We start from the raw sequence: 19,432 nt of genomic DNA on the forward strand, positions 1-19,432 counted from the left end.
TTTAGCCGGGATGTTAGCGGCAGACGCACGCCAGACCTGTAGCGGGCAATAAGTAGGCACTTGAATTTACTGGGGGAAAAAGTCGTTGACGCTGGCCCTTACGCTTGGCTATGATGCCCGCCCGTTGCCCAGTACGACTCATGTCGATATGCTGGTCAGGGATTTTCGGTGATTAGCGCAGTCCGGTAGCGCATCTGGTTTGGGACCAGAGGGTCAAAGGTTCGAATCCTTTATCACCGACCATGTTCATCAACTTGTCGTCAAGACGTGTTGATACAAAGCGCCCTTAGCTCAGTTGGATAGAGCAACGGCCTTCTAAGCCGTGGGTCGCAGGTTCGAATCCTGCAGGGCGCGCCATTGATGTTCCCCAATCCTTCTGGATTGGCGAGCGTTGATGAAAATTTCAGTGGTGGCTGTAGCTCAGTTGGTAGAGTCCCGGATTGTGATTCCGGTTGTCGTGGGTTCGAGCCCCATCAGCCACCCCATTATTCTGTCGATAATCGCCGCAAGGTGATGTCCATCGACTTGGTGCAGTGACCTTCTGATCTGCTCCGCGAAAAACCGGCCTTGGTCGGTTTTTTTGTTTTTACGCCCGACCGCGCCTTGCCTTGTCTGCAAGGCCATCATCCTCCAGATCGATAAACGCGGCTCCGCCCATTTGTCACGCTTCGCGCTCCCCGTCGATACACAGCCACACTCCCCCGCACATCAGTCTGCCCGGTTCTTTTTCTGTATTTCCCAAGCGCCATTGATATGCTGATCGCTCTTCTTCTCTCCTGCTTTCCGTTGGAGCTTTTCTATGCAACGCATTCTTTTTGTCGAAGATGATCCCGAGATTGGCCAGCTCATCAGCAGTTGGCTCGGTCGCCACGATATGGACGTGATCCTCGAGCCCAGAGGGGATATGGCGCTGGCTCGGGTCGAGGCCGAACAGCCCGATCTGGTGCTGCTCGATATCATGTTGCCGGGGCAGGATGGCATGTCCCTCTGTCGGGATCTGCGGCCGCGCTTCGACGGCCCCATCGTAATGCTCACCTCGCTGGATAGCGACATGAACCAGATCCTGAGTCTGGAGCTGGGCGCCAACGACTACATCCTTAAAACCACCCCGCCCCCCGTGCTACTGGCCAGACTGAGGGTGCAGTTTCGCCAGCACCAGCAAGCATCAACCCAACCGGCAGCCACCAGCAGCGTTCCCCAGCAACTGCAATTTGGTCGGCTGCGGGTGGATGGTCCAGGACGAGATGTGCGGCTCGATGGCGAGAGCGTGGCTCTCTCGACCGCCGACTTTGATCTGCTGTGGGAGCTCGCCTGCCACGCGGGCCAAATCTTGAGTCGGGAAGCCCTTTTTCGCAGCTTGCGCGGCCGGGAGTACGACGGTCAGGATCGCTGCATGGATGTGGCCATCTCCCGCCTGCGCCGCAAACTGGGTGATAACCCCGACAACCCGACCCGGATCAAGACTGTGCGCCAGAAAGGCTACCTCTTCGTCCCCCACGCCTGGGAATAACCCTCTTTCGGGAGCACCGCCATGCGCCGTCTCTTTATCCAGTTCTATCTTTTGCTGATCGGCTGCTTCACCTTGGCCATCCTGCTGGTGGGAGTGGTCTATCAGGTGACCGCCGAACGGGCGGGTGATCGCTATCTCGAACGCATGATGCAGGGCTCTCTTGGCCTGTTGACCGGCGAGTTGGCAAGAACCCCGCCAGAGCGCTGGCCCGATCGGCTGGCCGAGCAGAGCAGTCAGTTTACCCTCCCCCTCAAGATCGGCGAGCTGGTGCGCCAGCCCTTGGCCAGCGAGGATCAAGCCTTTCTGACCGCTGGCAATATTGTCATCGTCGAGGAGGATGACACCTTCCTGCAGCGCATCCCCGATACCGAGCGGGTGCTGATTGTCGGCCCTGTACCCTACCTCTCCTACCTGCACGAGCTGCACTGGGTCGATGTGGGGCTGCTGCTGGTGATCGGCCTATCCCTCGGCCTGCCCATCCTTCTGTGGCTGCGTCCCCACTGGCGCGGCTTGCAGCAGTTGGAGCAAACCGCACGTCGCGTAGGCGATGGGGATCTCTCCTGCCGAACCAATCTGCCACCGGGCAGCAGTCTGGCCCGGGTGGGACGCACCTTCGATCAAATGGCGACCCAATTGCAGGCCATGATTGCCAGTCGCAAGCAGCTGACCGATGCCATCGCCCATGAGCTGCGTACCCCGCTGGTCAGATTGCGCTATCGGCTTGCCATGCTCGATCCTGCCCCTGCCGCAGAAGAGCAGCGAGCACTGGAGCGGGATCTGGGCGCGCTGGACTCGCTTATCGAAGAGATGCTGACCTACGCCAAGCTGGACAGGCCGGAGCTTCCGCTGCAGCGGGATGAACTGGAGCTCGGCAGTTGGGCAGAGCATCACCTCGGCGACTGGCAAGCGTTGCGGCCGGAGAAACATCTGACCCTCGCTCTGCCTCCCATCAAGATGCCCTGGTGCGGCGATCATCGTCTGCTGACACGCGCCGTCGAGAACCTCATCAGCAACGCCCTGCGCTACGCCGAAAGCGAGGTTACCCTCTCCATCTCGCGGCTACAGGAGAACTATCTGCTGGAAATCAGCGACGATGGGCCGGGTATCGACCCCGCACTGGCGCACCAGATCTTCGAGCCGTTCGTGCGTCTTGATCAGAGTCGGGATCGCCGCACCGGTGGCACCGGGCTGGGGCTTGCCATTGTGCGCAGCATAGCGCTCCACCACGGCGGCGATGTGGCATTGCTTCCTTCCGGCAAGGGAGCCCGCTTCTGCCTCACCCTCCCTGTACATTTGGATACAAACCGTCACCAAGTGCTCACTGAAGTACCGCGGTCAGCGTCATAGGATGAAGCCATGGAGAAATGCTCCATACCACCAATCCGAATAAGGAAATTGACCATGAAAAAAATCATTCCCCTGACTCTGGCCGCCGTTTTCGCCCTGACTTCCGGTTTCACCATGGCTGCTACCCCGACCAAAACGGCCGCCCCGCAAGCGACCCAGACCAAGGTTGTGAAAAAGCACCATAAAACTGCACACAAAGCGCCGTCCGTCAAAGTCGCGCCAAAAACCAAGTGATCCAACCGGTCACTGGATAACACAGAGGGAGGCTGACGCCTCCCTTTCCATCTCTTCCCGAAATTTTCCTGACGAGCGCCTCCCTCGTCCAAACCGGATCCACGACCAGGCCCCCTTTGCGGGAAACAGTCAATGACCACAGGAACATGGCATGTGGCGTCATCTGCTTAAATGGCTCGGCCCCTTGTGCAGCTTGCTGCTGCTCGGCACCGCTCTGATCGTGCTGTATCACCTGACTCAGGCATGGCACTGGCACGATATTCGTCTGGCCATCTGGTCCCAACCCCTGCCGCGACTGACGGGCGCCCTGTTGCTGACCCTGCTCAGTTATGGTTGCCTCTGCAGCTATGACATGCTGGCGCTCCATGCGCTGGGCAAGCGCCTTCCCTGGCAACAGGTCAGCATCACCTCCTTTATCGCCTACACCTTCTCCAACACCCTGGGATTTGCCCTGCTGACCGGTACCTCGGTACGCTATCGCCTCTACTCCGCACTGGGGCTCGCCACCGGGGAAGTGGCCCGCGTGGTGCTGTTCTGCTCCATCACCTTCTTCCTCGGCCTGCTGGCGTGGGGAGGTGGCGCCCTACTGACCTGCGATGTATCACAGTTGCTGCCTGACTGGCCGCAATGGGCAGATACCCTGCTCAAGCTGGCGGGCGTCATGGCTCTGCTGTTGGTGGCCTGCTACCTCTGCTGGCCCACACACCGTCTCTCCTGGCGCGAACACAGCCTGATCCTGCCCGGCTTCAAGGTTCGTCTGTTGCAGCTGTTGGTCGCGCTGGCCGACTGGATGGCCGCCGCCGCAGTGCTGTTTGTGCTGTTGCCTGCAGATAGCGTCCCCTACCCTGTGCTGCTCAGTGCCTTCGTGCTGGCCAGCTTCCTCGGGGTACTGGCCCACGTGCCTGGTGGGATCGGCGTGTTCGAAGCGAGTATGAGCCTGCTGCTGGCCCACTACCTGCCGGCCGACAAGCTGCTCGCCTCGCTGCTGCTCTATCGCTGCATCTATTATCTGCTTCCCTTTCTCTGTGCTCTGCTGCTCTTTGCGAGTCAGGAGATGCTGCAACAAAAAGCGCGCTGGCAGCGGCTACAGGGGCTGATGAGCGCAGTACGCGAATTTCTGCCCGCCCTTATCAGCATGGGAACCTTCGCCGCCGGTAGCCTGCTGCTCTGCTCGGGGATGATTCCGACCATGCGCAGCCACATTGAAGTGTGGCTGCAGGTGTTGCCGCTCCATCTGCTTGAGCTCTCCCACGTGCTCGGCAGCGTGAGCGGTATCCTCCTGATCCTGCTGGCTCGCAGCCTCTATCGCCGTCACGACGCCGCGTTTCGCATCACCCAGCTGCTGCTGGCTCTGGGTATCGCCTTCTCCCTGCTCAAGGGGGGAGACTGGGAGTCAGCCCTGCTGCTTGGCAGCTTCCTGCTCATCATGACCCCTTGCCGTTCCCTCTTCTATCGCAAGGGGTCACTGCTCTATCCCCAGTTCACTCCGGGCTGGCTGATCTCGGTCGGTGCCGTGCTGCTGGGGGCCCTGTGGCTGCTGCTCTTCTCCTACCGTCAGGTGGAGTATGACCACGCCCTCTGGTTCCACTTCTCACCACACGGCGGGGCTGCCCGCGGCCTGCGCGCCATGGGGAGCGTGGTGGCCGTGCTGGCAGTGGCTGGGGTTGCCCAACTGCTTGCACCGCTGCGCGTAGTCGGTGAAAAGCCGGACAAGGAGGCGCTGGCGCGCGCCCACGAGCTGGTGGTGCGAGAAGGGGGGATCCACGGCTATCTGGCCCAGCTGCAGGACAAGTCCCTGCTGTTCCACCCCGCCGGCGATGCCTTCTTGATGTATGGCATCGAGGGCAACAGCTGGATTGTGATGGGGGATCCGGTCGGCCGCCCGGAGCTGATTGAAGAGCTGCTCTGGCAATTTCGCGAGCGGTGCGACGAGCACGACGCCAATCCGGTCTTTTATCAGGTCTCGGCCCGCTATCTGCCGCTCTATCTGGAACTTGGGCTGATCCCCTTCAAGCTCGGTGAAGAGGCGATGGTCGATCTGGCCACCTTCGATCTGGCGGGTAGCCGGCTGCGCAACCTGCGCCAGAGCCACGCCAAGGGCAAACGGGAAGGGTTGACCTTCGAGGTGGTCGAGGCAAGTGCCGTGGCGCCCCTGCTGCCCAGATTGCAGACCGTCTCAGATACCTGGCTGCAGAGCAAGATGGGCAAGGAGAAGGGCTTCTCGGTCGGCCGTTTCGAGCCTGACTACCTGACCTTGAGCCCGGCTGCGCTGGTGTGGCACGAGGGGCAGATCGTGGGCTTTGCCAACCTCTGGGTGAGTGATAACAAGGAGATGCTCTCCATCGATCTGATGCGCTACAGCCTGGATACCGGCACTGCCCCCATAATGGATTTTCTCTTTGTCGAACTGCTGCTGTGGGGCAAGGCGCAAGGGTACGCCAGCTTCAATCTGGGGATGGCCCCCATGTCCGGCTTCAACGATCACCCGCTCAACAGCTACTGGGCCCGCCTTGGTAATACCCTGTTTGTGCGTGGCAGCCGCTTTTACAACTTTCAGGGGCTCAGACGCTACAAGGAGAAATTTTCGCCCCGCTGGGAACCCCGCTACCTGCTCTGCAGCAGCAAGCTGGTACTGCCCAGAACCCTGACTCACCTGATCACCCTGATTAGCCGCGGCCCGCTGGGGCTGATCAAGAAATAGGAGCATGGCCAATGAGAGCCCTGATATTGCTGTTACTCAGTCTCGTACTGCCCGTTTCGTCTTTTGCGGCGCACGCCGCCCCGGTCAAGGATGACCTGAGCCTGATTGAGCTGCCGGTCAAGCAGCCATCCGACGCCCCCATGGTGATCTTTCTCAGCGGTGATGGCGGCTGGGCGGCCCTCGACAAGGGGTTGAGCGCCCAGTTTCAGCTGCACGGCATGCCGGTCGTGGGCTGGAGCTCCCTCACCTACTACTGGAAGAAAAAAACCCCGGAGCAGGTGACCGCCGATCTGGAGCGGATCCTCGATGATTACCAGACTCGCTGGCAGCGTCCCCGCTGGCTGCTGGTGGGCTTCTCGTTTGGTGCCGAGATTGTCCCCTTCGTCATCAACCGGTTGCCGGAGCACTATCGTCAGGGGCTGGTCGGGGCCGTGATGCTCTCCCCCTCCACCAGCTCGGACTTCGAGATCCACGTCAGCGACATGCTGACCCACAAGGCCCGCAGCTACCCGACCGAGCCGCAGGTGAAAACCATTCGGGATCTGCCGATGGTCTGCCTGCAAGGTGCCGATGACGATGACGACGACCGCCTCTGCCCCCTTCTCAACCAGCCCAACGTCACCAGCGTCACCCTACCGGGAGGACACCATTTTGACGATAACTACCCCCAGCTCTATCAGGCCATCACCAAGCTTCTGAACCTGCCCCCGGATCCGCTGACTGTGGAGCATTAATCGGTATCACCACGGAATGCCTTTTAAGTACCGAGCAGGGCAAATCAGCGAGTAATGAAAAGGGCCTCTCTTTCGAGAGGCCCTTTTACTGAATTGGGCGGAAACTTTACAAGGATCGACCAATGGGTTGGCCGTGGCGTCAAAGTCACCGAGGCTTTTCACTACGATTGCCCAAGTGGTTCAGCCAGATGCGCTATCAAGAACGAAGATTCGCATTCCTATGCCAGCAACCACGCGGAGATTGCCCCAGAAAGCAAAAAGCCCTGACGTTTCCATCAGGGCTTTGCAATGTGGCGGTGAGGGAGGGATTCGAACCCTCGATACGTTGCCGTATACACACTTTCCAGGCGTGCTCCTTCAGCCACTCGGACACCTCACCAAATTTTTGCTCACTGCTTTATGTGCTTGAGCTGCACATTCGCTTGCGGACCATGCCGTGGCGACGGGGCGTAATGTAAGGGATACGATGGCTTTTGGTCAATGCAATTTTTTACTTTTTGCGTTCGTTTGCTCAATATCCGAACCAAGTGACCAAAAATATGCCGTTTCGTATCCCTTTCAATCAATTTACTGCCGCTTCGTGCAAATGTTCACCTTTGAGCGCCTCTTCCAGCGAGCCGTAAAATTCCAGCTTGCCGGGCTGCGGCCGCACCTTGGCGCGCGCCAGGGTCTTGAGCGGTTGGAACTGCAACTCGGCCACCCGCAACTCGACACCGGCTTTGGCCATCTGCTTGCCAAAGTGGAGGAAGGCAGACAGGCCGCCCGCATCGAGGATGGAGACCGCCTCCATCTGCAACACCAGCACCTTGTGCCCTTTCACTTGCGCTTCCAGCTCGGCAAAGACCCGTTCGGCCGCGGCGAAGAAGAGCGGGCCGTTGATCTTGTAGAGCAGGCCGTTGTCCGGCACCTCGTGGGCATAGCGTTTGTGCTCGGCCAAGTCGTGCAGTTTGGTCATCTTGGCGATTTCGCGCATAAAGAGCAGGGAGGCCAGGATCACCCCGAAAGTGATGGCGATGACCATGTCGAAAATGACGGTGAGCGACAGGCAGACCAGCAGCACCAGCACATCGGATTTGGGGGCGCGACGGATCAGCTCCACCACCTTGTGCGCTTCACTCATGTTCCAGGCCACGATGAGCAGCAAGGCAGCCATGGCCGAGAGCGGCAACCAGGAGAGCCAGGGGGCCAGCACCAGAATGGCGGCCAGCACCACCAGCGCATGGATGATCCCCGAGACGGGGGACGTAGCGCCGGCACGCACGTTGGCGGCAGAGCGGGCGATGGCGGCGGTAGCGGTAATACCGCCAAAGAAGGGGGCGAAGATGTTGCCAAGCCCCTGCCCCACCAGTTCGGCGTTGGAGCTGTGTTTGCGACCGGTCATCCCATCGAGTACCACGGCGCATAGCAGCGATTCGATCGCCCCCAGCATCGCCATGGAGAAGGCGGCAGGCAGCAGCCGCTCAACAGCCGCCAGGTTCCATTCAACCGGCAAGCCATCGGGTCCGGGCAAGGCCCAGGGCATCACCAGGGTCGGCGCGATGGGCGGGATCCCCATCCCCTGGGTGCCATCGGCCAGGGTATAGCTGAACTTGCTGCCGATGGTGGCCACATCCACCCCAAAGTAATGGAGGCCAAAACCCAGACCCACCCCGACCAGCACCGCGGGCAAGTGGCCGGGCACAGGCAGACGCAGGCGTGGCCAGAGCAGCAGCACGGCCAGTGTTGCGACCCCCACCAGGGTATCGCCCCACTGCCAGCTTGGCAGGGAGGCGGCCAGCGCCTCGACCTTGCCCAGATAGGTTTCCGGCATCTCGGGCACACTCAGTCCAAAGAAGTCCTTGATCTGCAAGGTGGCGATCACGATGGCGATACCACCGGTAAAGCCCAGCGTCACTGACGGGGGAATGTACTCGATAAGGCGGCCAAGACGGGCCATCCCCATCGCCACCAGAAAAAGGCCTGAGATAAGGGTCGCCATCAACAGACCACCGACCCCGAACTGCTGGGCGACAGGATAGAGGATCACCACAAAGGCAGCGGTCGGGCCGGAGATGGAGTAGCGGGAGCCACCGGTCACGGCGATCACGATTCCGGCAATGATGGCGGTATAGAGACCGTGTTGCGGCGGCACACCGCTGGCGATGGCCAGTGCCATGGCGAGCGGGATGGCGATGATGCCCACCGTCACACCGGCGATAAGATCACGGCCGAAGCGGGCCATGCTGTAGGGTTCATCAATACAGGACTGGCGTAAGGCTATGGCGAGCTTCACGCTATTTAAAGAGGCTTGCTTGTGCATGTATATCGTAATACCAGAAGAGGGAGATAAAGGCCGGAGAGATCCGGCGCCCGATCATCATCAAGGGCCGGCAGGGCTGTCGACGCGGCGATGGTATCCTGCGTAACCTTACTCCAGACGGGCCATTTTTTCGATGGGCAGGATCAATGAAACGCGCGCTCACCCATTATTTGGCCTATTTGCCGCCAAATCGCCGATCTTGACTCCAGCTCTCCCCCTTTTAGCAACAAAGATTACCATTTGAGCCTCATTGAGTTGCCAGCACGTTCGCGACATCATGCTGTCATCATCAGGTTGATGCGAACCGAACCAATGCCCCCTGCGCCGGTTGGGGGAGCGATGGCAAGGGACTGATTGTGCTGAAAATAAACCGCAAAGCACAACTTTTGGGCAAACAGTCCGAAAATCCGGTTTTCGGGAAATTCGCGGGTTGACACCCGCCGCCCTGGTCATTAATATTCGCCACGTCTTAACGAGACAGGCAATTCCTCCTTAGTTCAGTCGGTAGAACGGCGGACTGTTAATCCGTATGTCACTGGTTCAAGTCCAGTAGGAGGAGCCACTTTTCCCTCGTAGTTCAGTCGGTAGAACGGCGGACTGTTAATCCGTATGTCACAGGTTCAAGTCCTGTCGAGGGAGCCAAATTCTAAAGCCCAGCCTTTTGGCTGGGCTTTTTCGTATCTGCTGTTCGCCTCCTTCCCTGTCACGCGCGCCCTTCAAATGCCCTCTGTCATAACGCCTCTTACCTGCATGTGATGACCAACCTGCATACAGCTTGAATTGTCTATTGAGCGCCATCCCATAAACAAAGAGCTGGATTGACCAGCCCCTTTGTATGCACCTCATCTCACTGCCGGATGCCGGGATCAGAAACGGTAGAGCAGACCCGTGGTGATGCTGGTGGCGCGAATATCGTAAAAGTCGATCCCGGAGTTTGCCGTGGCGTAGCTGGCGCTCAGGAGTGCAGAGAGCGGCGCAATGCCAAACAGCTGGTGCCAGAAGAGGGTGGCATCGATAGCCATGTCGCGGCTGTCGGCACGCAGGCCAAACAGCGGATTGGCCTCGTCATAGTCGCGCTTGCCCAGATAGAGGTTGCTGACGAACGACCAGCGAGGCGAGGTTTTGGCGTAGGTGAGCTGCAACCCCTTGCTCGCATAAGACTCGGCACTGCCCGCCAGATCAGCCTTCTCATAGCGCAATGCTGGCTCGAGGAACTGATCGTCTACCAGCCGGAACTGGTAGGAGAGCTCGGCGGAGTTGACCCGGCCATTGCGATCCAGCATCCCCATCACAGCGCGACCATATTGCTCGCCGCTGGACTCCCCATCCACCTTGACGTCGCGGCTGGTGATGCTGCCACTGAGCGCACTGCCCCAGATGTTGTCCCACGCCAGACGGGCGCCGCGGGATCGCACGTCACTCTGCTCGCGTTCCACACCCACAGCAAAGGGATCGCGCCAGACCTTGACCGGGGTGGCATTGAACACCAGCGAACCGGCCACGATCCCCTTGTCCCCCAGTTGCTGGCGCAGCCCGAACTGCTGGGTACCGTCGCCACGAATGGCATCCTGAATGAGGTTGCCCAGGAACAACTGGCTACCGGTGGAGGCAAAGGTGTAACGCAGATCCCCGTTGATCACCGGATCAAGGTGGCGCTGCTGCGCCGCAGCACCCAAAGCGTCAATACGCTCGCTACCTGCACTCCCCGTGGCAAAATTGGACTTGGTCTCGCCAACGCTGGCTCCCGCCAGCACACTGCCGGAAAAGCCAGATTCCTCAGGAATGGCACCCAGAGCTTCAGCCTGAACCCCGCTTGCAACCAGCATCCCCAAACTCAACAGCAGACCAATACGCATCGCAACACTCCTGGCAAGCGGCCACTCTCGGTGGGCCGAGCCTGATAAATAGGAGGGAGACAGTCGCCCCCCTGAATTGAGAAGCGGCATGTTACGGCAGGGAAAAATCACAAATAAGACAGCGGGATGCGGTTTTATTTTTTATGATGGCTTTTTATTTTTTTATAGGCGCAAGCAGGGGGCGACCCGGCATAATGAGCCCCCACAGCCTTGCAACGCTGCGGGCTGCTCGCGCCATACTCACTCTATTTAGCCCTGTTCCCAACATCGGAGTTCTCATGCGTCGATTCAATTTCATGCTCAATGGCAGCAGATTGATGATGTTCCCCTTCTACATTGGCATCCTCATCTGCGTGGTATTGCTGATGGTGAAGTTTGCCATGCAGCTCTATCAGCTTTCTGTAAACATTTTCGAGATCCCCTATCTGGACCTCATTACCGGCGTGCTGACCCTGGTGGACTTTATACTGGTGGCCCAGATGCTGATCCTGGTCGCTATCTGTGGCTATGTGCAATTTATCCAGACGGAAGAGCAGCGCGCCTCCCTTAGCAGCAACTGGCTTAGCAAGATCAACTTTGCCTCCCTCAAGCTCATCGTCATCAACTCGCTGGTGACCATCGCCGGAGTGGAGGTACTCAAAGCATTCCTCGAAGATGGCATCATCAACGAAGTCGATATGAAGTGGTCCGTGGTGGTGTTTCTCGCCTTCTCGCTGGCCGCGCTCATCTATGCGGTGACCGAGCGGATGGCGGAGCATAAATAGTCGAGCCGGATCACTGTGCTTGTTCAGCCTTGATTCACCAGCAATACAATTGATAACACTTTTCATTATTTTTACTGCGTTATAAACTTGCTCCCCCCGGGCTGCCCCGCCCGGGTGCTGGAGCCTTTATGACAAGCCTTTCTCTCTCACCCCGACAATTCTGGCAGTGGCTGGCCTACCACCATCAGGCCGCCGAGGGCACCCTCTATCTGATGTTCTTCTCCGGCCTGCTGCTGTGGGAACCGCTGACCCCGCTCTGGTCGCTGGCACGCTGGAATCTGTTTTTCCATGTGATGCTCTCGCTCACCCTGTTCCCGCTGCTGTTTGGCGCCTTCTGGCTCTCCCATCGCAGCTTGTTGAACCGCAGCAACAAACCCTTTTTACGCACCACGGGGCGGATTATCGAAGCCCTCCTGCTGATCTGTCTGGCCAGCGGCCTGCTGCTGGTGCTGCACGGCACCCCGGGCGATGCCATGGGCAACCTCGCCAGCTGGGCCCACTGGCTGAGCGCATTGGCGTTAACTCCTCTGGAGCTGCGCCACGCCTGGCGCTGGACCATCTTGAAATGGCGCTCCTGATCCCATGTTGAAGTCATCGTTCTCTGCATATTTGTCATCCCTGCTGGCCCTCGTCATGCTGCTGGCCAGCCCCTTCGCGTTGGCCCAGCAGATGGGTTCAGGGATGCTCGCCTATGAAGAGGGGCAAAACCCGCGCCTCGTCACCGCCAACCTGAGCGCAGGTTCCGTCACCCTGCTTGAGCGCGATAGCGGCAAGCGGCTGAAAGAGGTGCTGCTGGGGGGCGATCTGCGCCAACTGGCCCGCGCCGATGATGGCACCCTGCTGGTCACCGACTACAGCGGTGATCGCCTGCTGCTGCTGGATGATGATCTCGATCTGGAAAAGGCGATACCCACCGGCCATAGGCCCTACGGGGTCATCTTTGACCACAAGCGGCAGTGGTTCTGGGTCACGCTGTTCGAATCCGCTCGCCTGCAGGCCTATGACACCGCCGGCAACCTCCAGCTGGATGCAGAAACCGCCGAGACTCCCCGTGGGCTGGCACTGACCGACAACGATCGCCTGCTGCTCACCCACGCCATGACCGGCCAGCTCGCCATCTATGATCTCGCCAAGCTTGGCCACAGCGCCAAGGGGGCTTCGCTTCCCAAGCCCAAGCTCATCACCTTGGCCGAGACACATAGCGACACGCCGAGCGACTCGCAGGGATTGCCGCGCCTGCTCGACGGCATCGCCCTCTCCCCCGATGGCAGCGAGGCTTGGTTGCCTCATGTGCTATGGAGCTTCAGCCACCCCTTCCAGTTTCAGAGCACCGTCTTTCCGGCGGTCTCCATCATCGATCTCGGTGAGGAGAAAGAGCGGGTCGATGAAAGAAAACAGCTCTTTTTGCAGATCAATCTGCCCAGCGTCGGCAACCGCAGCCAGATCGTCTCCAACCCCTTCGCGGCGCGCTTTGCCGCCGACGGCAAGCGGGTCTATCTGACCCTGGCGGGCTCGGAAGATCTGTTGGTGTTTGACCTCTCTCGCAGCGGCAAATCCAACAACAACCGCCACCGCCGCAAGAAGTTTCAGGGGGGCGCCAAGGCGACCCAGCTATTGCGTCACCTGCCGGGCCAGAATCCGCGGGATCTGCTGATCGATGGTGACCATATTCTGGTGCACAACGCCATGGGGCAGGATCTTACCCGCCTCAATAGCGGCGGCAGCGGCCCGTTTGCCCGGGTCACCGTCGATGTGCCCCACTTCGCCAAGCTGGTAGAGACGGATCCGCGCCCCGAGCCGCTTCAGCGCGGCGAGCGGCTGTTTAACCTGGGTAACACTGCGTCCAACCCACGCTTCCCCATGGCGGGGGACAACTGGATGAGCTGCAACTCCTGCCATCTGGACGGGTTCAACTTCACCAACCGCTATCTGATGGCGGCCCATCGCCAGAAGAGCGGCGACAACGCCATCAACGGCCACGCCAACCTCACCAACATGGTGGCGGGGGATTTTGTCGGCGAATACCTGCGCATGACCCAGCAGACCCAGGGCGGTATGGGCCATGACACCCGCGATGGGGCCGAGACAGTTGACCCCGCCAAGCCCCAACCGGAAGTGAAAGCGATGATGGAAGATCTGCACGCCTTCGTCACCGCCGATGGCAACCTCCCCTATCTGGCCAACTGGCTGCGGCTCGATGCCCCGCGCACGGATCCCGCCAAGGCGCCGACTACCCACCCGAAAGAGTGGCTCAACTCTGCCTCCTGCCAGAACTGTCACAGCCAAGCGTTCAAGGATTGGAGCGAGAGCAACCACCGGCTGATGGGCAACTCACACCCCTACTACAAGGTGGTACAGGCGCTGGCCCGCGAAACCGAAGGGGAAGCGTTCGGTCAGTGGTGCCAAGGCTGCCATATGCCCCAGCAGGTGATGACCGGCCAGCTGGATCTGCCCAAGGGCTCCCACATGTTCGAGCAGGGTGGCGCCTCGCTGATTGCCGCCCACAAGGCGGGCGAACCTGTGGTGGAGGAAGGGACCGGCTGCGTGCTCTGCCATCGCATCACCAAAGTGGAAGATGCTGGTGGCAACAGCGCCTTTACCGTGAATCTGAAAGACCGCGAGAGCTATGTGTTCGAGGATGCCCCGGGCGGCAGCCTTAAGCACTGGCTGGCCGAGCGGCAGATCAACGCCCGCCCGGCAGCCCACAAAGCCTCCTATCAGAAAGATTTCTACCGCGACGCGGCCCTGTGCAAGTCGTGCCACAACGAGTTTGCCCCGGGCACCGGCGCCAATATCGTCAACACCTGGGACGAGTGGGAAAAATCCAGCTTCGCGAACGCGGAGGATCCCGCCAAGCGGCGCACCTGTATCGACTGCCATATGAACCCGGAGCCGGGTAATGGCGGCGCGCCGGTGGCGGGCCAATCCACCGAAAACGGCACCATGAAAGCGCGGCTCTATCGCCACAATTTCACCGGCGCCCAGCACCAGCTGGTGGGGCTGCGCAATCCTGAACTCGAGCAGGAAAGTCTGGCCCTGCTGCGCTCCAGCGCTACCCTCTCCGCCCGTATCGAACAGGCGGCCGATAGTCAGCAACTGGTGGTGCGGGTCGCCAATACCGGCGCGGGCCATGCCCTGCCCACTGGCGTAGCTGATTTTCGTGAACTCTGGCTGGAGCTGACCGTCACCGACGCCACCGGCAAGCTGGTGCTTGCCAGCGGCCAACCGGTGGATGGCGCCGTCCCTGAGGATGCGCGACTGTTCAGAAAAGTATTCGGCGATGCCGAGGGCAAGCCGGTGGGGCTCAAGTTCTGGCGCTACGCCAAGCTCTTGGAAGATACCCGCATTCCGGCCGATGGCTGGCGCGATGAAGCCTGGCCGCTACCCGCAGATGCCCAAGGGCCCTTCAAGGCCGATATCAAACTCAATTTCCGCACCTACCCCAAGTGGGTCAATGATGCGGTGCGCGCCGCCGAGCCAAGCTTGCCGGAGCCACCCATAGTGCAGCTAAATCGGTTGCAACTTACCCTGCAGCCTGTTCCCGTCACGCCCGCTACGGAGCCTCAATCCTGATGTTTGCAAGTTTTCTCATTACCCTGCGCGAGGGGCTGGAAGCCTTCCTGCTGGTCGGCATCTGCCTCTCCTACCTCGCCAAGCTGGGGGCGAGCCGCTACAACAAATTCATCTATCTGGGGGTGGGGCTCGGCCTTATCGCTTCCCTTGTCGTTGCCTTCCTGTTCCAGGTGGTGGTGAGCCAGTTCGAGAGCGAGCGCTACAACCACCTCTTGATGGCGGGGATCCTCATCTTCGCCACCTTGGTGCTCACCTATATGGCGATCTGGATGCAAAAGCAGGCCAAATCCCAGGTAGGTGCCATGACGGCGCGCATCGATGCGGCCATCGATGGCGGCAACCTGTTTGGTCTGGTGCTGCTCGCCTTCCTCGCGGTGATGCGCGAGGGGTTTGAAACCGTGCTCTTCTTCTCCGCCCTGCTCTATTCGGGGCAAGGGGTCGATCTGCAATCCGGCCTGATAGGCGCTCTGGCGGGGCTGCTGGTCTCCATCGCGCTGGTATGGGGGCTGCTGCGCTCCACCCGCAAGGTGGCGCTGGCTCCCTTCTTCCGCTGGACGGGCCTGCTTATCATCATCATCGCCGCAGGCTTGCTCTCGTCTGCCGTCAACATGTTGCAGGCGGCAAACATCATCACCTTCTGGACCACGCCGGTGTTCGACATCAGCCACATTCTCGACGATCAGGGGGTATTTGGTACCTTCCTGCGCGCCCTGTTTGGCTACAATGCCTCACCCGCTGGCTTGCAGCTGCTGACCTGGGCCCTCTATCTGGCGATCTTCGTTACCCTCTGGCAGCGCAACTACAGCCCGCAGGTGAGCGCCGCATCCAGCAAGGGCTGAGCCAACACGCCCTGTGGCAACAAGGCCACGGGGTAATAACACCATTCGGTAGCCGCGCCTTGGCGCGGTTCCCTTATCTATCAAGCAGTTTCGGAATAGGTCATGAGCGATAACAACAAGAAAAGCATTGCGGTGCTGGGTGCTGGCCCCGCCGGTTTGATGGCGGCCTGGCGCCTGCGCCGCGCCGGTTTTGCCGTCACCCTGTTCGAGCAGGAGCCGGTGGTCGGCGGCATGTGCGCCACCCAGACCTTCAAGGGGCGCGATGGGGAGTATCGTTTCGACTACGGCGGTCACCGCTTTATCACCAAAAACCCCGAGCTGCTCGCCTTTATCGACGAGCTGATGGGAGATGACCTGCTCCACGCCGAGCGCAAGAGCGTGATCCGCTTTGGCGGGCGCACCTATGACTACCCATTGAACCTGCCCAACCTGCTCAAAACGGCGCCGCTGGCCCTGATGGCCGGTGCGTTAAAAGACTTGCTGCTGTTGCCCTTTAGCAAGAAGCCTGACGATTTTGCCAAGGCGAGCTTTGCCGAGTGGATCCAGAGTCACTTCGGTCGCACCCTCTACCGTCAGTTTTTCGAGGGCTACACCGGCAAGTTATGGGGCATCAATCCGGACAAGCTCTCCGCCGACTGGGCCGGTCAGCGCATCAGCCTCATCGATCTCAAAGACGTGGCGCGCCGCCTGCTGCCAAGACGCAACGGCAGTATCTCGGTGCGCACCTATGCCCGCAAATACCGCTATCCCAAATATGGCTTCGGCCAGATCTTCACCACCCTGGGGGAGCGGCTGGTAGCAGAGGGCGTTGAGCTGAAAACCGGTGCCACCATCACCCGCCTTGAGCAGGCTGATGGCCGCATCGAACGGGTTTATTGGAAACAAGATGACGTTGAGCAGAGCGAGAACTTTGATCAGGTGATCTCTACCCTGCCGCTGCCGCTCACCTGCCAGCATCTTGGCTTGCCGTGCGATCTGCACTACCGGTCGCTTCGCTTCGTCAATATGCCGCTTAAAACAGAGAACCTGTCGGACAACACCTGGCAGTATCTCTCCGACCCCCATATTCTGGCCACCCGCCTGCAGGAGCCGCGCCGCCGCAGCCCCTTTATGGCGCCCCAGGGCCAAACCTCGGTAATGCTGGAGATCCCCTGCAACCCGGGGGATGCCACCTGGCAGGCGCCGCTGGCCGATCTGCGCGGTCGGGTTACCACTGATCTGGCCAGCCTCGGTGTCGATACCGCCAAGCTTGGCGATGAAACTTTTGAAGCGCGTAGCGAATACGCCTATCCGCTGATGGATCTCGGCTATCAGGCCCGTCGTAACGAAGCCATCAAGGCGCTGATGCCCATCACAAACCTCATCATGACCGGCCGTCAGGGGACATTCCGCTACATCTTCACCGACACCGCCATGGAGATGGGCATGATGGCCGCTGACATGGTGATCGACGGGGTGGACAGACGTCACGCCATCTTCAACCATCGCAACGAAAATACCGTGATTGAAACCCAGAGCGTGGCCTGAGTGCCGCGCCATTGGCATAAGTAAGGAGAACAGGATGACCATCCGCCCGGGTTTACTCGCCCTCACCCTGCTGCTGGCCCTGAGCGGGCAGGCGCAGGCTTACTCCTACGCCGCCGCTGGCAAGGAGCCACTGATCGACGCCCGCGAAGCGCTGCTGGGCGCCGCCACTGACGGCAAGGATGCCAGCGCCACCTTGAGCGAAATTGCCGAGGAGCTGATCTATCTGGAACAGCACCACAAGGTGGAGCTGCAAGCGCCACTGGCCGCAGCCATCAAGGCCCAAGATGCCGCAGCTACCGCCGCCCTGCTCAATCGCGCCTACAAGGCGGAGATCGAGCGCCGCCTCGAAGGGGCCAGCCAGAATCTTGGCGACTACCAGACCGCCAAGGTGCTGGTGGTCAAGAGCAAGCGCTTCCTCGACTTGATCCTCCCCTCCCTCAGCGAAGGGGATCGCAAGGCGGCCGAGCAGGCGCTGGCCAGGGTGCTCGATGCCATCGGTAACCCGGGGGTATTCGGGGTGGGCGCCAAGCCCGCCGACCCCGCCGCCTTTAGCGATGCAGAAAAAGCGCTGATGGCCGTGCTGGCGCCGCTTTGATGACCTCTCATTGATGCCGACGGCCCCCCTCATCCCCGGCCCCTCTCCCGCAAGGGGAGAAGGGGGGCGTCACCACGGCCGATTACGCTTCGCTAATCGACCCTACTTGCTGATCCTGCTGCAACTGGCTTGGCTTTGCTGGCTGCTGGCCTTCCCGGTGGCGCTCGATTCCGACGATGTCCTCAATTTCGCCCACGGGGTGACGCGCTTTAGCGTGCTGGAGTTCTCACCCCACTTTCCGGGCTACCCCGCCTTTATCTGGCTGGCGCGGCTGATCAATCTGGCGGTGGACGATCCGGCCCGCGCGGTGCAGTGGGCAAGCCTCTTGGGCAGCGGTTTGCTGGCGCCGCTCGCCGCCTTGCTGGCGGTCAGGCTGTGGCAACGGCCAAGCCTGCTGGCGCCGGTTTGGTTGCTGGTGCTGGCCCTGCCGCTCACCCCGACGCTCGCCCTCTCCGGCCTTTCGGACGGGCCGGCGCTGGCCGCCTGGCTGGGCGCGCTCTTGGCTTTGCAGCAGCGCAGAATTACGCTGGCGGGTCTGTTACTGGGACTTATGCTGGCACTGCGCCCCTCCTATTTTGTGCTGGCGCTGCTGCCCCTGTGGCTCGGGCTGGCGCAGCAGGGCACGCGCGTCAGGTTTGTTCTCCCCATCGTGCTGGTGGGGCTTATCAGCCTGCTCTTTGTCTGGCAGGCCGATGGCTGGGCCTACTTCAGCGAGGGGCGGCGCTTTACCGATGGCCACTTTACCCTGTGGGGCAACACGGCGGCGGCCCACGGTGATCGGCTGTTGAGCTGGGCGCGCACCTTCAACGATCAGCTGACCCCGGTCTGGCCCCTGTTGATGGGGGCCTTGCTGATACTGCCACTCTGGCAACGGTCAAAGGATCACAATGCGACCCTCTCTCCGCTCTGGACGCTCTACTGGCTCGTCCTGCTGCTCTGGACCCTGTTTGGCCAGAATCCCGACAATCCTCGCCATCTGGCCCCCATCACCCTGCTCGGTATCGTGCTGCTGGCAGGCTTGCTGCCGCGCCGTGGCGAGGGGCTGGTCGCGGTGGCCGGATTGCTGCTGCTCGGCGCGACCTTCACCCTGCCCCGTCCGCCCGCCATGGTGCAGGCGGCAAGACTGGCAGAAACAGCGTGCCCGGCGCTGGTGACCCAGTGGGGGGTAAGATTGCTGCGGGAGACCACGGCACTGCCGGTAACGGACGGCTGGTACAAGGGGGATGCGGCGCTGGCGCTCTCTCAAGGAGCCTGCCGCCTCAGTCGCCGCCCCATCGCCGCGAACGAAATGCCCAGCGCGGTGCGCCAGCACTGGTTTGCCCCACGCTTTGCCGCCGAGCCCGGACTCTGGCTCGCCATTCCCTCGCGGCAGACAACCCATGGGGAAAGTGACAAGAAACACATAAAGAGCACAAAAATCCGCCAAGGCAACTAAAAAAGAGGGGAACAACTC

Annotated in this window: 14 protein-coding genes and 6 tRNA genes; 17 read left to right on the forward strand and 3 right to left on the reverse strand. The window is 60.6% G+C overall.

The window, feature by feature from the left end; translation table 11 throughout:
- Window positions 1-166 precede the first annotated feature (166 nt).
- From I6L49_RS07055 to I6L49_RS07090, 8 genes are all read left to right on the forward strand, one after another.
- Window positions 167-243: transfer RNA gene (locus I6L49_RS07055), tRNA-Pro, on the forward strand.
- 37 nt (window positions 244-280) lie between these two features.
- Window positions 281-357 (forward strand) — tRNA-Arg (locus I6L49_RS07060).
- 52 nt (window positions 358-409) lie between these two features.
- Window positions 410-485 (forward strand) — tRNA-His (locus tag I6L49_RS07065).
- Between the two features lie 314 nt (window positions 486-799).
- A complete protein-coding gene (rstA, locus tag I6L49_RS07070) occupies window positions 800-1,510 on the forward strand; it encodes a two-component system response regulator RstA (protein WP_216950971.1) in 711 nt (236 codons plus the stop codon).
- A 21-nt stretch (window positions 1,511-1,531) separates the two neighbouring features.
- Entirely contained in the window at window positions 1,532-2,857 is a 1,326-nt protein-coding gene (gene rstB / locus I6L49_RS07075; protein WP_216950972.1) for a two-component system sensor histidine kinase RstB, read from the forward strand.
- 54 nt (window positions 2,858-2,911) lie between these two features.
- Window positions 2,912-3,091, forward strand: a complete 180-nt coding sequence (locus tag I6L49_RS07080) for a hypothetical protein (protein WP_033115160.1) — start codon at window positions 2,912-2,914, stop codon at window positions 3,089-3,091.
- Between the two features lie 151 nt (window positions 3,092-3,242).
- Entirely contained in the window at window positions 3,243-5,792 is a 2,550-nt protein-coding gene (gene mprF / locus I6L49_RS07085) for a bifunctional lysylphosphatidylglycerol flippase/synthetase MprF (protein WP_216950973.1), read from the forward strand.
- Between the two features lie 11 nt (window positions 5,793-5,803).
- Entirely contained in the window at window positions 5,804-6,526 is a 723-nt protein-coding gene (locus tag I6L49_RS07090) for a virulence factor (protein ID WP_216950974.1), read from the forward strand.
- 291 nt (window positions 6,527-6,817) lie between these two features.
- Here the strand turns inward: I6L49_RS07090 and I6L49_RS07095 are convergent.
- Window positions 6,818-6,905 (reverse strand) — tRNA-Ser (locus I6L49_RS07095).
- A gap of 183 nt (window positions 6,906-7,088) precedes the next feature.
- Window positions 7,089-8,825: a C4-dicarboxylic acid transporter DauA gene (gene dauA / locus I6L49_RS07100; RefSeq protein WP_216950975.1), complete on the reverse strand. Its 1,737-nt coding sequence runs from the start codon at window positions 8,823-8,825 to the stop codon at window positions 7,089-7,091.
- A gap of 486 nt (window positions 8,826-9,311) precedes the next feature.
- On the opposite strand from dauA, the gene I6L49_RS07105 reads away from it, so the two are divergent.
- Together I6L49_RS07105 and I6L49_RS07110 are read left to right on the forward strand one after the other, a co-directional pair.
- Window positions 9,312-9,387, forward strand: a tRNA-Asn gene (locus I6L49_RS07105).
- A 4-nt stretch (window positions 9,388-9,391) separates the two neighbouring features.
- Window positions 9,392-9,467: transfer RNA gene (locus tag I6L49_RS07110), tRNA-Asn, on the forward strand.
- Window positions 9,468-9,691: 224 nt separating this feature from the next.
- Here I6L49_RS07110 and I6L49_RS07115 read toward each other — a convergent pair.
- Window positions 9,692-10,681 (reverse strand): DUF2860 family protein, encoded by a 990-nt coding sequence (locus I6L49_RS07115; RefSeq protein WP_216950976.1) that lies wholly within the window; start codon window positions 10,679-10,681, stop codon window positions 9,692-9,694.
- A 278-nt stretch (window positions 10,682-10,959) separates the two neighbouring features.
- Here I6L49_RS07115 and I6L49_RS07120 point away from each other — a divergent pair, with 278 nt between their 5' ends.
- From I6L49_RS07120 to I6L49_RS07150, 7 genes are all read left to right on the forward strand, one after another.
- Window positions 10,960-11,445 (forward strand): YqhA family protein, encoded by a 486-nt coding sequence (locus tag I6L49_RS07120; RefSeq protein ID WP_005333692.1) that lies wholly within the window; start codon window positions 10,960-10,962, stop codon window positions 11,443-11,445.
- 128 nt (window positions 11,446-11,573) lie between these two features.
- On the forward strand, window positions 11,574-12,023 hold the full coding sequence (locus tag I6L49_RS07125) for a hypothetical protein (protein WP_216950977.1): 450 nt from the start codon (window positions 11,574-11,576) through the stop codon (window positions 12,021-12,023).
- A gap of 4 nt (window positions 12,024-12,027) precedes the next feature.
- Window positions 12,028-15,018 carry a YncE family protein gene (locus I6L49_RS07130; protein ID WP_216950978.1) on the forward strand — a complete coding sequence of 997 codons (2,991 nt, stop codon included), beginning with the start codon at window positions 12,028-12,030 and terminating at the stop codon, window positions 15,016-15,018.
- The gene (locus I6L49_RS07135; RefSeq protein WP_216950980.1) at window positions 15,018-15,857 is read left to right on the forward strand and encodes an FTR1 family protein; all 840 of its coding nucleotides are present in this window, start codon (window positions 15,018-15,020) and stop codon (window positions 15,855-15,857) included. The genes I6L49_RS07130 and I6L49_RS07135 overlap by 1 nt, the downstream gene beginning before the upstream one ends.
- Window positions 15,858-15,959: 102 nt before the next feature.
- Entirely contained in the window at window positions 15,960-17,384 is a 1,425-nt protein-coding gene (locus I6L49_RS07140; RefSeq protein ID WP_216950981.1) for an NAD(P)/FAD-dependent oxidoreductase, read from the forward strand.
- A gap of 34 nt (window positions 17,385-17,418) precedes the next feature.
- Window positions 17,419-17,979, forward strand: coding sequence for a hypothetical protein (locus I6L49_RS07145; protein WP_216950983.1), 561 nt, complete (start codon window positions 17,419-17,421; stop codon window positions 17,977-17,979).
- 13 nt (window positions 17,980-17,992) lie between these two features.
- A complete protein-coding gene (locus I6L49_RS07150; RefSeq protein ID WP_216950985.1) occupies window positions 17,993-19,414 on the forward strand; it encodes a hypothetical protein in 1,422 nt (473 codons plus the stop codon).
- The last annotated feature ends 18 nt before the right edge of the window (window positions 19,415-19,432 follow it).

Origin of the sequence: Aeromonas sp. FDAARGOS 1419 (assembly GCF_019047045.1) — a bacterium.
GTDB lineage: Bacteria > Pseudomonadota > Gammaproteobacteria > Enterobacterales > Aeromonadaceae > Aeromonas > Aeromonas veronii.

What these genes read in the sequence shown, in the direction of transcription:
- rstA (WP_216950971.1), top strand. Translation starts at nt 800, where the DNA reads ATGCAACGCATTCTTTTTGTCGAAGATGATCCCGAGATTGGCCAGCTC.
- rstB (WP_216950972.1), top strand. Translation starts at nt 1,532, where the DNA reads ATGCGCCGTCTCTTTATCCAGTTCTATCTTTTGCTGATCGGCTGCTTC.
- I6L49_RS07080 (WP_033115160.1), top strand. Translation starts at nt 2,912, where the DNA reads ATGAAAAAAATCATTCCCCTGACTCTGGCCGCCGTTTTCGCCCTGACT.
- mprF (WP_216950973.1), top strand. Translation starts at nt 3,243, where the DNA reads ATGTGGCGTCATCTGCTTAAATGGCTCGGCCCCTTGTGCAGCTTGCTG.
- I6L49_RS07090 (WP_216950974.1), top strand. Translation starts at nt 5,804, where the DNA reads ATGAGAGCCCTGATATTGCTGTTACTCAGTCTCGTACTGCCCGTTTCG.
- dauA (WP_216950975.1), bottom strand. Translation starts at nt 8,825, where the DNA reads ATGCACAAGCAAGCCTCTTTAAATAGCGTGAAGCTCGCCATAGCCTTA.
- I6L49_RS07115 (WP_216950976.1), bottom strand. Translation starts at nt 10,681, where the DNA reads ATGCGTATTGGTCTGCTGTTGAGTTTGGGGATGCTGGTTGCAAGCGGG.
- I6L49_RS07120 (WP_005333692.1), top strand. Translation starts at nt 10,960, where the DNA reads ATGCGTCGATTCAATTTCATGCTCAATGGCAGCAGATTGATGATGTTC.
- I6L49_RS07125 (WP_216950977.1), top strand. Translation starts at nt 11,574, where the DNA reads ATGACAAGCCTTTCTCTCTCACCCCGACAATTCTGGCAGTGGCTGGCC.
- I6L49_RS07130 (WP_216950978.1), top strand. Translation starts at nt 12,028, where the DNA reads ATGTTGAAGTCATCGTTCTCTGCATATTTGTCATCCCTGCTGGCCCTC.
- I6L49_RS07135 (WP_216950980.1), top strand. Translation starts at nt 15,018, where the DNA reads ATGTTTGCAAGTTTTCTCATTACCCTGCGCGAGGGGCTGGAAGCCTTC.
- I6L49_RS07140 (WP_216950981.1), top strand. Translation starts at nt 15,960, where the DNA reads ATGAGCGATAACAACAAGAAAAGCATTGCGGTGCTGGGTGCTGGCCCC.
- I6L49_RS07145 (WP_216950983.1), top strand. Translation starts at nt 17,419, where the DNA reads ATGACCATCCGCCCGGGTTTACTCGCCCTCACCCTGCTGCTGGCCCTG.
- I6L49_RS07150 (WP_216950985.1), top strand. Translation starts at nt 17,993, where the DNA reads ATGCCGACGGCCCCCCTCATCCCCGGCCCCTCTCCCGCAAGGGGAGAA.